Raw genomic sequence first — 13,729 nt, 5'->3', positions numbered from 1 at the left:
TGCCATAAACGTCGGTGTGATTTGGTCGGGCTAGCAGGACTCGAACCTGCGACCTTCCGTCCCCCAGACGGACGCGCTACCAGGCTGCGCCATAGCCCGACGTTGGGCTGTTCATAATGATTTTCCCGGCAGGGGCAAGAGGAAAACATTGCCTTTCTTCTTATCCCGCCTTTTGACCTTCGACCCGGCTGAGCCATGCCCTGAGGTCCCTCGCGATCGGGGCGATCTGGCGCAGTGCCTCAGCGTCAAAATTTGTAGTCTGCCAAGCTTTGGAGGCGATGCCGCCAAACAGCGGGGCAGGGCTGATGCCGTCGTCCCCGTTGACCGCAGCGGGCGCGGGTGTCGGCTCGGGGTGTGGCGAACTGGGTGTTACCTGAGGCTCTGGCGATCCGGGACCATCAGTGTCGGCCTGTAGATCGAGGTCGATTTGCTGGCCGGTCGATTTGGGCGGAAAAGACACCACCACGTCCTGTGGCGTCTGTGGTGATTCTGCGCTGACATCGATGTCGGGTGACAGCGCCGCCACGTGGGCCACGCCCTGTTCCCTCAGGATGCGTTGAACGCCTTTTATCGTGATGCCGTCCTCGTGCAGCAGCTTCTTGATGCCGCCCAGCAGGCGCATGTCGTTGGGGCGGTAGTAACGGCGACCGCCAGCCCGTTTAACCGGTTTGACCTGTGCAAACCGGCTTTCCCAGAATCGCAGGACATGGGCCTGAACACCGAGCCAATCCGCAACTTCACTGATGGTGCGAAACGCGTCGGGTGACTTGCTCATATCCTCCTGGCCCCGGGTTTACTTGCGATTCCCGGCGGCGACGCGATCCTTCATCAGATGCGACGGGCGGAAAGTCAGCACGCGGCGCGGCTGGATCGGAACCTCTTCACCGGTTTTCGGGTTGCGTCCAATACGGGCTGATTTGTCACGAACGCTGAAAGTGCCAAAGGACGAAATCTTGACCTGTTCGCCACGCACCAGCGCGTCCGACATGTGGTTCAGAATGCTTTCGACAAGCTGTGCACTTTCGTTGCGTGACAGCCCAACTTCGCGAAACACGGCTTCGCTCAGATCCATTCGCGTCAGTGTATTATCGCCCATGACATTTCCCCTATTGATTTTCGAGCATAGGGGTAGCGCAAATTCGCTGTCAATATCAATGAATTGCGGGCGGCTGTGTAAGCCGGATTGCGCCGGTTACCAGCGCAGGACCACCGAGCCCCATGCCAAACCGCCGCCAATCGCCTCGGTCACGATCAAATCACCTTGCTTGATCTGGCCCCGTTCCTTGCCCACCGACAGGGCCAGGGGAATCGAGGCGGCCGATGTGTTTCCGTGGTCCTGAACGGTCACCACAACGTGATCCATGGGCAGGCCCATCTTCTTTGCGGTGCCCTGAATGATGCGGATATTGGCCTGATGCGGCACGATCCAGTCGACGTCCTGGCTGTTCAGTCCGGCGCGTTCCAGGGCGGTTTCGGCCGTGGCGGTGAGCTTTTCGACCGCATGGCGGAACACCTGGTTGCCCTGCATCCGAAGATGGCCCGTCGATTGCGTCGACACCCCGCCGTCCACGTACAGAAGGTCCTTGTAACGTCCATCCGAATGCAGATCCGTGGACAGGATACCTCGATCATCGCTTGTTCCGGCACCGTCCTGGGCCTCGAGCACGAGAGCACCGGCCCCATCCCCGAACAACACGCAAGTCGATCTGTCGGTCCAGTCCATGATCCGCGAAAAAGTTTCGGCGCCGATCACCAGCACCCGCTTGGCCTGACCCGAAAGGATCAGGGCGTTGGCGTTGCTCAGCGCAAACACGAAACCGGCGCAGACGGCCTGAACATCAAAGGCAAACCCCCGGGTCATGCCCAGATTGGCTTGAACCATGGTTGCGGCCGACGGGAACGTCAGATCCGCGGTCGAGGTCGCCAGTACGATTGCGTCAATGTCATCAGCTGTAAGGCCGGCGTCCTGCAAAGCGGCTTTGGCCGCATAGGTTGCCAGATCGGACGTGGTTTCATCTTCGGCCGCAAAGTGCCGACGTTCGATACCGGAACGGGTGCGAATCCATTCATCGGTCGTATCAAGCGTCTTTTCGAATTCGGAGTTCGGAACCACCCGCTTGGGCAGGTAATGCCCGACACCTACAACGACTGAACGGCCTGCCATCTGGGGTACTGCCTTCTTTGTTCTTATTTGGTCTGCAGCGCAGATTGCGCTGCATCTTGTTCAAGCTCAGCCGTGGATGCAACCCGTGCTGCCAATTTTTCCGCAAAGCCGGACTTGGCCAGGGTGAAAGCCAGCTTGATCGCGGCGGACACGCCGGTGGCGTCGGCGCCTCCGTGGGATTTGATGACAGTGCCGTTCAGGCCAAGAAAGACCCCGCCGTTCACGCGGCGCGGGTCGATGCGTTTTTTCAATCGCTGCAGCGAGGTGATGGCCAGAACCGAGGCCAGGCGCGATAGGGGGGAATACTTGAAGGCCTCGCGCAGCAGGTCGCCGATCAGGCTGGCGGTGCCTTCGCCGGTCTTGATGGCGACGTTTCCGGTAAACCCATCCGTAACAATGACATCCGCCTTGTCGCCTGGAATGTCGCTGCCTTCCACGAAGCCCACGAAATCAAAGTTTGCCTGATCCGCGAATTCGGTGATCAGGGCATGGGCTTCCTTGAGTTCGGCGCGGCCCTTGTGCTCTTCGGTGCCGACGTTCAGCAGCCCGATACGCGGGCGGGTCAGTTCCATGCCGTTGCGTGCATAAGAAGCGCCCATCAGTGCAAACTGCAGCAGATCCTTGGCGTCGGCCCGCACATCCGCGCCCACGTCCAGCATGACGTTGAAGCCCTGAGGGTTGCGGGATGGCCACAGAATCGCGATGGCGGGGCGGTTCACCCCGGGCAGTTTGCGCAGCCGCATCATCGACAGCGCCATCAGCGCGCCGGTATTGCCGCAGGACACGGCACCATGGGCCTCGCCCTGACGCACCGATTCCAGCGCCGACCACATCGAGGTGTTCTTGCCGCTGCGCACCACCTGGCTGGGCTTGTCCTGCATCGTGACCACGTCGGGGCAATCACGAAAAACGACGCGTCCGTCGAGGACACGCCGTTTTGATACAAGCTTGCTCAGCACATCTTCCGGGCCGTGCAGAAGAAATCCGATCTCGGGGTTCTTCTTTGCTGACTTTGCGATTCCAGCCACGACCACGCCGGGACCTGAATCCCCGCCCATTGCGTCAACCGAGATGATGATCTTTCCGGTCTGCGTGGGCTGCGCTGTCATGCCAGAACCTGCGTTCAATCAGGCTTAGGCCGCGTCTTCGTCCAGGTCGATGTCGTCGGCCTGAGCGACGACTTCACGGTCGTCATAGTGGCCGCAGGCTGCACAAACGTGGTGCGGGCGCTTCAGCTCGCCGCAGTTGGCGCATTCGTTCGGGTTTGCAGCAACCAGAGCGTCGTGTGCGCGGCGGTTGTTGCGACGCGACTTGGAAACTTTGTTCTGTTGGACGGCCATGGTCTCAACCTTTGTCTACTAAGGGCCAGCAGATTCGCTGCAGGCCGGGTTTCATTCTTCGTTTTCTCGTGGTGTGACGTGCGTTTAGGGAACAAGCCCCGCGATGTCCAACCCAAATTCCGATGAGCGCGCGAAAATACTGCGATTCTCGACATGTTCAAGCGATTTTTCTGAGCGCCTGCTATGACAGGAAATCGATCCCCTGTCACTCGTCTTTTTTCAGTGCGTCACGCAGGGACGCCAGCCCGGCAAAGGGTTTGGCTTCCTCGTCGGTCATCGCCTGTTTGCCCGGTTCGGTATAGTTCGCGTCGCCCAAATGTGCACCGTCTTTCCGGGGGTATTGGGGCAACGCAAGGGACAATGCCTCGCGCATCACCTGGTCCAGATCGATTTCCGGGCCCAAGGCTTCGGTCTCGTCATCTTCGGGCATTTCGAATTCGGGTTCGTCGGGTTCGGTCCAATTGGCCAGGAAAACGCGCCGCACCGGAGCCTCGATCCGGGTCGTGACCGGGTCCAGCGTCACCACGCAGGGCTGAATGACGGTTGCGCCCAGCTTGGCGGTCAACACCCAATCACGCTTGCCCTTCGCGCGCAGCTCGCCGACAAAACTCAGCTTGCGCAGCCCGAGCAGGCCCAACGCTTCACGAATTTCCTCGAGTTGCCGGGCAGGGGGGCGCAATTCGAACGCGGTCGGGCTGTTTTGCGGCAGATCGGCGACGCGCAATGTTGAGAGGTCGGACATTGTGACCCTTTCCTGTGTTGAACCGGGGCATGGGTTTCTGTAATCGGATAGAAGCCGCAAGGGACCAAGGCAAGAGGGTGAACATGTTGAAAGTACTGAACAGGCTGAAACCGGCGTCCAGGGCGGTTGCCTGCACGCTTGTTCTGGCCACCGCTGTTGCCTGTACCCCGGTCTACAAGAAACATGGCTATATCCCCACACCGGAAGAGCTGGCCGAGATCAAGGTTGGCGTCGATACCCGCGACACGGTTCTGGAAAAGGCTGGCGCGCCCAGCTCGTCAGGTGTGTTGAAGGATTCGGGTTTCTATTATGTGGCGTCGCGCGTTCGCCACTATGGCCCCAAACGCCCCGAGGTCGTCTCGCGCGAATTGGTGGCGATCAGCTTTGACCAGCGTGGCGTCGTCCGCAATATCGAGAAATTCGGTCTCGAAGACGGCTATGTCATCGTGCTGGATCGCCGTGTGACGGACTCCAGTGTTCAGGACAAAGGCTTCCTGCGGCAGCTGCTGGGCAACATCGGCCAATTCAGCCCGTCGAACATCCCAGGGGCCAGCTAATTTCCGGCCGCCGGTTGAAAGCTTCACACGGCGGTCACACTATTGGTGCATGGGATCAGGCAGATCGCAATCGGTGAGAAACCGTGGAGGATGCGACCATGGCCGATGATATTTTGCTGGACAAGGGCCGCTACCGCGCGCGCCTGGCGCGGTGTCCCGAGGACGTGCGGGCGGCCCAGAATCTTCGTACACTTGCATTCCGAACATCCGAGACGGATCAGGACGACTTCGACGTTACCTGCGCACATGTTCTGGTCGAGGATTCGCAGGCAGGTGGCCAGTTGGTCTGCTGTTTCCGGATGCTGGTCATGGACAGCGGCAGCGAAATCAGTCGCAGTTATTCGGCCCAGTTCTATGACCTTTCCGCTTTGCAGAGCTTTGATGGACGCATGGTGGAAATGGGGCGGTTCTGCATCCATCCCGATTGGACGGATCCAGATATCCTGAGGGTGGCCTGGGGCGCGATGACGTCCTTCGTCGACCGCAACGGCGTCCAGTTGCTGTTTGGATGCTCGTCCTTCGCAGGGACTGAGACTGCGGAATACCTGGATGCCTTCGCGATGCTCAAACATCGCCACCTTGCGCCCAAGCGCTGGTTGCCGCGGGTCAAGGCGCCGGACGTGTTTCGCTTTGCCGCGCGGCTGCGGCGACGCCCGGATGCCAAAAAGGCCATGCTGCGAATGCCGCCGCTGCTGCGCACCTATCTGATGATGGGCGGTTGGGTCAGCGACCATGCGGTGGTGGATCGCCAGTTGAACACGCTGCATGTGTTCACCGGCGTCGAGATCGGTGCGATTCCCGCGGCGCGGAAACGCCTCTTGCGGATGATCGCGGGCTGAAGCCGCGCTGCTTTCAAAAGGTGAGGCTGGGGCGTTGACGCCCAATGTCTGCCGGTTTAGCTGGCGCTCATGGCACGTATTCCTTTGTTGCAGATGTCCGGTATCTCGCTGACCTTCGGGGGCGAGCCGGTGTTTTCCGACCTGGACCTGGTGGTTCAGCCTGGCGACCGCGTTGCGCTGGTCGGGCGGAACGGCTCGGGTAAATCCACCCTGATGAAGGTTATGGCCGGTCTGGTCGAACCGGACCGGGGCGAGATCGTGGTGCCGCCCGGCAAATCCGTCGGCTACATGGAGCAGGACCCGACGATGGAGGGTTTTGCCACGCTGGGCGACTATGCGGCCAGCGGGCTTGAACCCGGCGAGTTGTACAAGGTGGAACGGGCCGGGGAAGGGTTGAAATTCGACCCCTCGCGCGCGGTTCAGACCGCCTCGGGCGGTGAAAGGCGGCGCGCGGCGCTGGCCAAGCTGATGGCCGAGGCCCCCGACCTGATGCTGCTGGACGAGCCGACCAACCATCTGGACATCGAGGCCATCGGCTGGCTTGAACGTGAACTGGGCGCGACACGGGCGGCCTTTGTCCTGATCTCGCATGACCGCGCGTTCCTGCGGGCGCTGACCCGGGCAACACTGTGGATCGACCGCGGTGAGGTGCGCCGGCAGGAGCAGGGGTTCGAGGCCTTCGAGGCCTGGCGCGACAAGATCTGGGAAGAGGAAGATCAGCAACGCCACAAGCTGGACCGGCTGATCAAGTCCGAATCCCGCTGGGCTGTCGAAGGGATCAGCGCCCGCCGCAAGCGCAACCAGGGCCGGGTGCGGGCGCTGCAGGCCTTGCGGGCCGAACGCGCCGCGCAGATCAAGCGTCAGGGGTCGGCGGCCATGTCCTTGGACTCCGGTCCGAAATCGGGGCGCAAGGTGATCGAGGCACGCGGTCTCAGCAAGGCATTCGACGGCAAGCCCATCGTGCGCAACCTGGACCTGCTGGTACAGCGCGGCGACCGGGTGGCCTTTGTCGGTCCGAACGGCGTTGGCAAGACTACCGTTCTGAAGATGCTGCTGGGCGAGGTCGCGCCGGATGAAGGCACCGTGAGCCTGGGCACCAATCTGGAAATCGCGGTCTTCGACCAGACCCGCGCGCAGCTGGACCACGAGATGACCCTGTGGGACAGCCTGACCGGCGACCCCGAGATGCGCGTCTCGGGCAAGGCCGATCAGGTGATGGTGCGCGGCCAGCCCAAGCATGTCGTGGGTTACCTCAAGGAATTCCTGTTCGACGAGCGGCAGGCACGAGCGGCCGTCAAGTCCTTGTCAGGCGGGGAAAAAGCGCGGTTGCTGCTGGCGAAGCTGATGGCGAAACCGTCGAACCTGCTGGTGCTGGACGAACCGACCAACGACCTGGATGTCGAGACGCTGGACCTGTTGCAGGAGTTGCTGGACGACTATGACGGCACCGTGCTGCTGGTCAGCCACGACCGCGATTTCCTGGATCGTGTGGCGACCACGACCATCGCCATGGAGGGCAACGGCCGCGCGACGGTCTATGCAGGCGGCTGGTCGGACTATGTCGCGCAGCGCGGCGATATGGTCGAGAAAAAGACTGAGAAATCAAAAGAGAACAAGCCGAAGGTCAAGCAGGAAGCCAAGCCGAAAGCCGGCCTGTCCTTTTCCGAAAAGCACCGGCTCGAGAAGCTGCCCGCCGAGATCGCGCGGCTGGAAGCCGAGATCGCCAAGCTGGAGGAGCTGATGTCGGACCCCGAGCTGTTCACCCGCGAGCCGGTGAAGTTCCAGAAGGCGACCGAAGCCCTTGTCGAGCGGCAGGAGAAGCTGGCCGCCGCCGAGGAGGAATGGCTGGAACTGGAAGAAAAGGCCGAGGCCGGGGCCTAGCCAGGCTCGACCCGAGGCGCGGGCAGATCGGCTCTGCCCACGCCATGCGGTCATGTCAGCGCATGCGCAGGGCGCCGTCGATGCGGATGACGTCGCCGTTCAGATAGCCCATCTCGACGATGAATCCGGCCAGCCGGCCATATTCGCGCGGGTCGCCCAGACGGGCGGGGTTGGGCACGTCGGCGGCCAGCTGCTGCTGCACCTCTTCGGGCAGACCGGCCAGCATCGGCGTCATGAAGATGCCGGGCGCGATGGTCATCACCCGGATCCCGGTCGAGGCCAGATCGCGCGCCATCGGCAGTGTCATGCCCACGACACCGCCCTTGGACGCTGCATAGGCCGCCTGACCTTTCTGTCCGTCAAACGCGGCAATCGAGGCGGTGTTGATGATCACGCCACGCGCGCCATCCGACTCGGGCGCGTTCTTGGCCATCTCGGCGGCGGCCAGACGCGACACGTTGAAAGTGCCCACAAGGTTGATGTCGATGGTGCGCTGGAAGGCGTCCAGCGGGTGCGGGCCGTCCTTGCCGACGGTCTTGATGCCATAGGCGATGCCGGCACAGTTCACGCAGGCGGTGATCTTGCCCATCTTCTCAATCGCCAACGCAATGGCCGCGGCCACCGAGTTCTCGTCCGTCACGTCGGTCTGGGCGAAATGTCCGCCGATCTCGGTCGCGACCTGCGTGCCACGCTCGGCATCGCGGTCAAGGATGGTGACCTGCGCGCCGTTCTCGGCAAAGTAACGGGCAGTGGCCTCTCCGAGGCCCGATGCGCCGCCGGTGATGACGGCGGCGGTGGTGGACAATTGCATGGCGGGCTCCTCCCCAGTGATCTGAACGTTCGTTCAAATAATCCGAGTTGGCCCGTCCTGTCCAGTCGGCAGTGACTCAGTCCAGCCGGCTGCGCTGCTGCATCGGGGTGACGCCGAAGGCGGCGCGGTACACGCGTGAGAAATGACCCGGGCTTTCAAAGCCGCAGGCAAAGGCCACGTCGGTGACCGAAGATTCGGTCTGCAACAGCAGGTTTCGCGCGCGGTCCAGCCGCAGCTCCATGAAGTATTTCTTGGGCGAAGCGTTGAGGTATTTGCCGAAGAGCCGCTCGAGCTGGCGGGTCGAGATGCCGATCTGTTCGGCGATCACCGCCGGCGAGATCGGGTCGTTGATGCGGTCGGCCATGATCTGGATCGCTTTGGCCAGATGCGCGTTGCGCATGCCGTTGCGCGACTGCAGCGACACACGCTGATCGGCGGTGGCGTTGCGCACGGCGTTGCAGACCATCTGGTCGGCCACCGCGATCGACAGGTCCTGCCCGTGGTCGCGCTCGATCAGGTGCAGCATCAGGTCGGCCGTTGCGGTGCCGCCCGAGGCGGTCATGTGCTTTTCATCGGCCACGAAGACGCTGCGCACCAGGTTCACGTCCGGGAAAGCTTCCATGAAGGCGTCGTGATATTCCCAATGGATCGCCGCCTGCATCCCGTTCAGGAACCCGGCCTCGGCCAGCAGCCACGCGCCCGAACACAGCGCCCCGATGGCCGTGCCGCGTGCCCGTTCGCGGCGCAGCGCGGCCAGCAGGGGGCGGCTGACGTGATCGCGCATGTGGATGCCTGACAAAACGAAGATCTGGTCGCATTTCGGCAGGTCCGTCAGCCCACCATGCACCAGCGTCACGGACCCGTTGGAACACACCGCCTGCGCGCCGTCCTCCGAGGCGAAGGACCAGCGGTACAGCTCCTCGCCGCTGACCCAGTTGGCGATACGCAGCGGCTCGACCGCGCAGGAGAAGGCCAGGTGCGAGAACTCGGGAACGAGGATGAAACAGAAATGTTGCGGGCGGGTCATGCGCTCAGTCTATCACGGGCGGTCAGGCTGATTGTGTACAAGGTGCATTTTATCGGGCAAGAGCAGGGGCGACATCCTGGGTGTCGCGATTCGACCAAAGCGAAGGTTGGGGATGAAAGACGGCACGAAAAGCCGCAAGGCGGCGCTGGCCGCGCATCTGAAGGCGGCGGTGATGACGCTGAAACTGCGCCCCGGCGATGACCTGGACGAGGCGCAGCTGTCCGAGGCGTTCGGCTTGTCGCGCACGCCCCTGCGCGAGGTGTTCCGGCATCTGGCCGGGCAGGGCTATCTTGAACTGCGTGAAAACCGGGGCGCGCGGGTGTCGCAGATGTCCTATGCCACGTTGCGCGATTTCTTCTTGGTGGCGCCGATGATCTATGGCGCGGTGCTGCGGCTGGCGGCGCAGAACGCCACAGGTGACCAGATCGACCGGTTGAAGGCGGCGCAGGCGGCTTTTCGGGAAACGCTGCGGAAGGGCTCGGCCGAAGATCGCGCGCTGGCCAACAACCAGTTCCACGAGATCACTGGCGAGATGGCGGCGAATGTGTACCTGCTGCCGTCGTTTCAGCGGCTGCTGATCGACCATGCGCGTATTGGCATGACCTTCTACCGCCCGGGTCAGGCCGGGATGGGCGAAAGCCTGGCTCTGGCCTGCGACCAGCATGACGCCATCATTGCCGCGATCGAGGCGCGCGACGAGGCGGCGGCGGGGCAGCTGGCGGCCGATCACTGGGCGCTGTCGCGCGATCAGATCGAGCTGTTCGTGACGCCGGCCGGTCTGGACCTGCCGCTGGGCTCGGTCGAACGCGGATAGAAAAACGGCCGCCCGAAGGCGGCCGTCGTGTTCGGGGGCAGGCGGTTCAGCCCAGCTGCACCAGCGCGTGCCGCTTCTTACCCGCGCTCAGCTTGATGGGCGAGGAAAGCGCCGCTGCGTCGATCATGAGCCCCGCATCGGTCAGCGGTGCGTCGTCCAGACGGGCGCCGTTTTCGGAGATCAGGCGCTTGGCCTCTTTGCCCGATTTCGCCAGGCCCGACTTCACGATCAGCTGCACGATCGATATGCCGTCGCCCAGATCTTCGGCGGTCAGAGTCAGGGTAGGCAGGTCGCCGCCCACACCGCCCTTTTCGAACACTTCGCGCGCGGTGGCCTCGGCCTTGGCCGCGGCCTCGGGCCCGTGCAGCAGTGTCGTCACCTCGTTGGCCAGACGAATCTTGGCCTCGTTGATCTCGGACCCTTGCAGCGCGCCCATGCGGTCGCATTCGTCCACCGGAAGTTCGGTGAAGATCTTCAGGAAGCGGCCCACGTCGGCGTCAGTAGTGTTGCGCCAGAACTGCCAGAACTCGTAGGGCGACAGCATGTCGCCGTTCAGCCAGATGGCGCCGCCCTGGCTTTTGCCCATCTTGCGCCCGTCGCTGGTGGTCAGCAGGGGCGTGGTCAGGCCATAGATCTCATGATCCAGCACGCGTCGGGTCAGGTCGATGCCATTGACGATGTTGCCCCACTGGTCCGATCCACCCATCTGCAGGATGCAGCTGTAACGACGGTTCAGCTCCAGAAAGTCATAGGCCTGCAGGATCATGTAGTTGAACTCGAGGAACGACAGGGATTGCTCCCGGTCCAGCCGCGATTTCACCGATTCAAAGGATAGCATCCGGTTGACCGAGAAATGCCGCCCGATGTCCCGCAGGAAATCGAGGTAGTTCAGGTCGTCCAGCCATTCGGCATTGTTCAGCATCAGCGCGCCGGTGCCGCTGTCGTCATAAGACAGGTACTTGTCGAACACCTTCTGCATGCCGGCGATGTTGGCGTCGATTTGCTCGGGGCCCAGCAGGGGGCGTTCGTCCGAGCGGAAAGACGGATCGCCCACCTTGGTGGTGCCGCCCCCCATCAGGGTGATCGGCTTGTGCCCCAGCTTCTGGAACCAGCGCAGAACCATGATGTTCATCAGATGCCCGACATGCAGGGACTGGGCGGTGGCGTCATACCCGATATAGGCTGTCTGCACCCCGCTTGTCAGAGCATCGTCAAGGCCCTGATAATCGGTGCAATCGGCCAGAAAGCCGCGCTCGATCATCGTGGCGATGAAATCCGATTTGGGGTGATACGTCATGTCTTGCCTCGGGGTTGAATTGCGGGGCACGTTATAGGCGGCGAACGAGGGAAGGAAAAGGCCATGAATAAGGCCCGAGGCAAAGTTGGGGCAGTGCGGGCACTGGGGGCCATGTCGGGCACCTCGCTCGATGGGGTCGACGCGGCGGTGGTGGAAACCGACGGGCGGCAGATCCTGCGGTTCGGCGACAGTGCCTACCGGCCCTATACCGAGGACGAGCGCAAGCTGCTGCGCGCCGCGCTGGGAAATTGGAGCGGCCCCGAGGTGCACGCCGCCGAAGACCTGGTGACCCGCGCCCATGCCGAGTTGCTGTCGGAATTCGAGGACGTGGAGCTGATCGGCTTTCACGGCCAGACCCTTGCGCATGAGCCGCGGGGAAAGGGCACGTTGCAGGTGGGCGATGGCGAAGGGCTGGCGGTCGCGCTGGGTGTGCCCGTGGTCTGGGATTTCCGCAGCGATGACGTGGCCATGGGCGGCGAGGGCGCGCCACTGGCGCCGTTCTTCCACTTTGCCTGCGCAAAATATGTCGGGGCGACGGCGCCCTTGTGCTTTCTGAACCTGGGCGGTGTCGGCAACCTGACGTATGTGGACCCGTCCTTTGACGGGCCCGAGGCGCCCGGTGCGCTGCTGGCCTTTGACACCGGCCCGGCCAATGCGCCGATCGACGATCTGGTGCAGGCGCGGCTGGGCCTGCCCATGGACCGCGACGGCGCGCTGGCCCGGCAGGGCACAGTCGAGACCGGAGCGCTGGAGCTGTTTCTGGCCGAGCCCTATTTCAACCGTCTGCCGCCCAAATCTCTGGACCGCAACGATTTCGCCGAGATGATCGGACTGGTGAAGGAATTGAGCGACGCTGACGCCGTCGCCACCCTGACAGGAATGAGCGCCGCCGGGGTGGTGCAGGGGATGGAGCATTGCCCCAAACAGCCCGCGCAGGTGCTGGTCACCGGCGGCGGGCGTAAGAACCCGGTCTTGATGGAGATGTTGCGCGTGGCGCTGGACTGCCCGGTCGATCCGGTCGAGGCCGTGGGGCTGGATGGCGACATGCTCGAGGCGCAGGCTTTTGCCTATTTGGCGGTGCGTGTCGCGCGGGGAATGCCGACCTCTTGCCCGGGCACCACCGGGGTCAAGGCGTTGGTTGGCGGGGGAACGGTCAGCCGGGTGTCGCAGGGCGCACCGCGCTGAAACGCGGCGAAAAATGATCCTGCCGAGGCGCTCGGGCGTAATTGTAGCAGTAGCCACAACAATGCCGGAGATGAAGATGATCGGTTCCCTTGTCAAAAATGCGGCCGGTTGTGCCGCCGCGTTCATGCTCGCAGTGCCCGCCATGGCTGATGTGCAGGTTGAGTTCGTCGAGGGAGCGCCAAAGGACCGCTTCGTTCTTCGCAACGCCAGCGATTGCAGCCTGTCTGCTGCAACGGTGCGTCTGGATTTGTCCTCGTCGCAGGGCGGGCTGATCTTTGATGTCACTGGCGCGGGGGCAGGGGTCGAAGTGTTTCAGCCGTTTGAGATGGTTTCGGGGTCCGAGTATCTGAACGGGTTGCCTCAGGTTCAGGACGGACAGTCGATGGTCGATCTGGACATCCGGGCCATGCCGCCCGGTGCGGAAATCGCCTTTACGATCGACGTGGATGACACGGGCGGCGGACGCGAGATCACCGTGTCGGGGGCCGAGATTCAGGGCGCGACGGTCTCTCTGGAAGGCGCGAAGAACCCGCAGCGTGGTGTCTTTTCGTCGGCGGCCCGCGCGGCTATACCGGTCGGGACCTGCTGAGCGGCAGTGCACCTGCGGATGGAACCGGCATGACCAAGACACTGACACGTATCGCATTTCTGGTTCTGGTACTGGGTGGCGGCATACTGATCGGCACTCTGACGGGGCCGGGTGAGTGGTACGCGAACCTGAACAAACCGGTCTTCAACCCGCCGGGCTGGGTGTTCGGCCCGGTCTGGACGGTTCTGTACGTGCTGATTGCGATGGCGGGATGGCGGCAGTTCGAACGCGACCGGGGATCGCCCGCAATGCGCCTGTGGTGGGCGCAGCTGGGCCTGAACTTCCTGTGGTCGCCCGCATTCTTCGTGCTGCACCAGCCTTGGCTGGCATTGGCTGTAATTCTGTCGCTTCTGGTGGTGATTGTTCTGTTCATCAAACACGTCCGCCCGGTGGATCGCGTTTCGGCATGGGCGTTCGTGCCCTATCTGGCATGGGTGGCGTTTGCGACTGTTCTGAACCTGTCGACCGCGGTCCTGAACTGAC

16 protein-coding genes and 1 tRNA gene are annotated in these 13,729 nt (G+C 62.8%); 7 read left to right on the top strand and 10 right to left on the bottom strand.

The genetic code is table 11. The features are described from left to right. Positions 1 to 22: 22 nt before the first annotated feature. From ACR0EF_RS07155 to ACR0EF_RS07125, 7 genes are all read right to left on the bottom strand, one after another. A tRNA-Pro gene (locus ACR0EF_RS07155) sits at positions 23 to 99 on the bottom strand. A 61-nt stretch (positions 100 to 160) separates the two neighbouring features. Further along, positions 161 to 775, bottom strand: coding sequence for a MerR family transcriptional regulator (locus tag ACR0EF_RS07150; RefSeq protein WP_170372394.1), 615 nt, complete (start codon positions 773 to 775; stop codon positions 161 to 163). A gap of 18 nt (positions 776 to 793) precedes the next feature. Beyond that, complete coding sequence (gene ihfA / locus ACR0EF_RS07145; RefSeq protein ID WP_093962316.1) at positions 794 to 1,096, bottom strand: integration host factor subunit alpha; 303 nt, start codon at positions 1,094 to 1,096, stop codon at positions 794 to 796. A gap of 96 nt (positions 1,097 to 1,192) precedes the next feature. Continuing rightward, complete coding sequence (locus ACR0EF_RS07140) at positions 1,193 to 2,164, bottom strand: beta-ketoacyl-ACP synthase III (RefSeq protein WP_093962315.1); 972 nt, start codon at positions 2,162 to 2,164, stop codon at positions 1,193 to 1,195. Between the two features lie 23 nt (positions 2,165 to 2,187). Further along, on the bottom strand, positions 2,188 to 3,273 hold the full coding sequence (gene plsX, locus ACR0EF_RS07135) for a phosphate acyltransferase PlsX (protein ID WP_170358888.1): 1,086 nt from the start codon (positions 3,271 to 3,273) through the stop codon (positions 2,188 to 2,190). A 24-nt stretch (positions 3,274 to 3,297) separates the two neighbouring features. Then, positions 3,298 to 3,504 carry a 50S ribosomal protein L32 gene (rpmF, locus tag ACR0EF_RS07130; protein WP_093962313.1) on the bottom strand — a complete coding sequence of 69 codons (207 nt, stop codon included), beginning with the start codon at positions 3,502 to 3,504 and terminating at the stop codon, positions 3,298 to 3,300. A 205-nt stretch (positions 3,505 to 3,709) separates the two neighbouring features. Continuing rightward, positions 3,710 to 4,246, bottom strand: a complete 537-nt coding sequence (locus tag ACR0EF_RS07125) for a YceD family protein (protein WP_170372395.1) — start codon at positions 4,244 to 4,246, stop codon at positions 3,710 to 3,712. Positions 4,247 to 4,329: 83 nt separating this feature from the next. On the opposite strand from ACR0EF_RS07125, the gene ACR0EF_RS07120 reads away from it, so the two are divergent. From ACR0EF_RS07120 to ACR0EF_RS07110, 3 genes are all read left to right on the top strand, one after another. Continuing rightward, the gene (locus ACR0EF_RS07120; protein ID WP_093962985.1) at positions 4,330 to 4,803 is read left to right on the top strand and encodes an outer membrane protein assembly factor BamE; all 474 of its coding nucleotides are present in this window, start codon (positions 4,330 to 4,332) and stop codon (positions 4,801 to 4,803) included. A 98-nt stretch (positions 4,804 to 4,901) separates the two neighbouring features. Further along, entirely contained in the window at positions 4,902 to 5,642 is a 741-nt protein-coding gene (locus ACR0EF_RS07115; protein WP_170372397.1) for a GNAT family N-acetyltransferase, read from the top strand. Between the two features lie 69 nt (positions 5,643 to 5,711). Beyond that, positions 5,712 to 7,523, top strand: coding sequence for an ABC-F family ATP-binding cassette domain-containing protein (locus tag ACR0EF_RS07110; protein ID WP_254437672.1), 1,812 nt, complete (start codon positions 5,712 to 5,714; stop codon positions 7,521 to 7,523). 55 nt (positions 7,524 to 7,578) lie between these two features. Here the strand turns inward: ACR0EF_RS07110 and ACR0EF_RS07105 are convergent, their stop codons facing one another. Both ACR0EF_RS07105 and ACR0EF_RS07100 read right to left on the bottom strand, forming a co-directional pair. Beyond that, on the bottom strand, positions 7,579 to 8,334 hold the full coding sequence (locus ACR0EF_RS07105) for a 3-hydroxyacyl-CoA dehydrogenase (protein ID WP_170370612.1): 756 nt from the start codon (positions 8,332 to 8,334) through the stop codon (positions 7,579 to 7,581). A 76-nt stretch (positions 8,335 to 8,410) separates the two neighbouring features. Beyond that, entirely contained in the window at positions 8,411 to 9,361 is a 951-nt protein-coding gene (locus tag ACR0EF_RS07100) for a GlxA family transcriptional regulator (RefSeq protein ID WP_170372399.1), read from the bottom strand. Positions 9,362 to 9,473: 112 nt separating this feature from the next. Between ACR0EF_RS07100 and ACR0EF_RS07095 the strand changes: the two genes are divergently transcribed. Further along, on the top strand, positions 9,474 to 10,175 hold the full coding sequence (locus ACR0EF_RS07095) for a GntR family transcriptional regulator (RefSeq protein ID WP_170372401.1): 702 nt from the start codon (positions 9,474 to 9,476) through the stop codon (positions 10,173 to 10,175). Between the two features lie 46 nt (positions 10,176 to 10,221). On the opposite strand, the gene tyrS is transcribed toward ACR0EF_RS07095, so the two are convergent. Continuing rightward, positions 10,222 to 11,472 carry a tyrosine--tRNA ligase gene (gene tyrS / locus ACR0EF_RS07090; protein WP_170372403.1) on the bottom strand — a complete coding sequence of 417 codons (1,251 nt, stop codon included), beginning with the start codon at positions 11,470 to 11,472 and terminating at the stop codon, positions 10,222 to 10,224. Positions 11,473 to 11,535: 63 nt separating this feature from the next. Here tyrS and ACR0EF_RS07085 point away from each other — a divergent pair, with 63 nt between their 5' ends. The 3 genes from ACR0EF_RS07085 (at position 11,536) to ACR0EF_RS07075 (ending at position 13,728) form a co-directional block, all read left to right on the top strand. Beyond that, positions 11,536 to 12,657, top strand: coding sequence for an anhydro-N-acetylmuramic acid kinase (locus ACR0EF_RS07085; RefSeq protein WP_170372405.1), 1,122 nt, complete (start codon positions 11,536 to 11,538; stop codon positions 12,655 to 12,657). Positions 12,658 to 12,733: 76 nt separating this feature from the next. Next, entirely contained in the window at positions 12,734 to 13,246 is a 513-nt protein-coding gene (locus tag ACR0EF_RS07080) for an aggregation factor core (protein ID WP_170358904.1), read from the top strand. A gap of 29 nt (positions 13,247 to 13,275) precedes the next feature. Beyond that, positions 13,276 to 13,728: a TspO/MBR family protein gene (locus ACR0EF_RS07075; protein ID WP_170372407.1), complete on the top strand. Its 453-nt coding sequence runs from the start codon at positions 13,276 to 13,278 to the stop codon at positions 13,726 to 13,728. Position 13,729: the final 1 nt, after the last annotated feature.

Source organism: Ruegeria sp. CG8, from assembly GCF_056537165.1.
Note: the sequence above shows the minus strand (reverse complement) of the source record. Positions and strands in the feature narration are given on the sequence as shown.

Coding starts and splice junctions, on each gene's coding strand:
- ACR0EF_RS07150 (WP_170372394.1), bottom strand. CDS start 775: ATGAGCAAGTCACCCGACGCGTTTCGCACCATCAGTGAAGTTGCGGAT.
- ihfA (WP_093962316.1), bottom strand. CDS start 1,096: ATGGGCGATAATACACTGACGCGAATGGATCTGAGCGAAGCCGTGTTT.
- ACR0EF_RS07140 (WP_093962315.1), bottom strand. CDS start 2,164: ATGGCAGGCCGTTCAGTCGTTGTAGGTGTCGGGCATTACCTGCCCAAG.
- plsX (WP_170358888.1), bottom strand. CDS start 3,273: ATGACAGCGCAGCCCACGCAGACCGGAAAGATCATCATCTCGGTTGAC.
- rpmF (WP_093962313.1), bottom strand. CDS start 3,504: ATGGCCGTCCAACAGAACAAAGTTTCCAAGTCGCGTCGCAACAACCGC.
- ACR0EF_RS07125 (WP_170372395.1), bottom strand. CDS start 4,246: ATGTCCGACCTCTCAACATTGCGCGTCGCCGATCTGCCGCAAAACAGC.
- ACR0EF_RS07120 (WP_093962985.1), top strand. CDS start 4,330: ATGTTGAAAGTACTGAACAGGCTGAAACCGGCGTCCAGGGCGGTTGCC.
- ACR0EF_RS07115 (WP_170372397.1), top strand. CDS start 4,902: ATGGCCGATGATATTTTGCTGGACAAGGGCCGCTACCGCGCGCGCCTG.
- ACR0EF_RS07110 (WP_254437672.1), top strand. CDS start 5,712: ATGGCACGTATTCCTTTGTTGCAGATGTCCGGTATCTCGCTGACCTTC.
- ACR0EF_RS07105 (WP_170370612.1), bottom strand. CDS start 8,334: ATGCAATTGTCCACCACCGCCGCCGTCATCACCGGCGGCGCATCGGGC.
- ACR0EF_RS07100 (WP_170372399.1), bottom strand. CDS start 9,361: ATGACCCGCCCGCAACATTTCTGTTTCATCCTCGTTCCCGAGTTCTCG.
- ACR0EF_RS07095 (WP_170372401.1), top strand. CDS start 9,474: ATGAAAGACGGCACGAAAAGCCGCAAGGCGGCGCTGGCCGCGCATCTG.
- tyrS (WP_170372403.1), bottom strand. CDS start 11,472: ATGACGTATCACCCCAAATCGGATTTCATCGCCACGATGATCGAGCGC.
- ACR0EF_RS07085 (WP_170372405.1), top strand. CDS start 11,536: ATGAATAAGGCCCGAGGCAAAGTTGGGGCAGTGCGGGCACTGGGGGCC.
- ACR0EF_RS07080 (WP_170358904.1), top strand. CDS start 12,734: ATGATCGGTTCCCTTGTCAAAAATGCGGCCGGTTGTGCCGCCGCGTTC.
- ACR0EF_RS07075 (WP_170372407.1), top strand. CDS start 13,276: ATGACCAAGACACTGACACGTATCGCATTTCTGGTTCTGGTACTGGGT.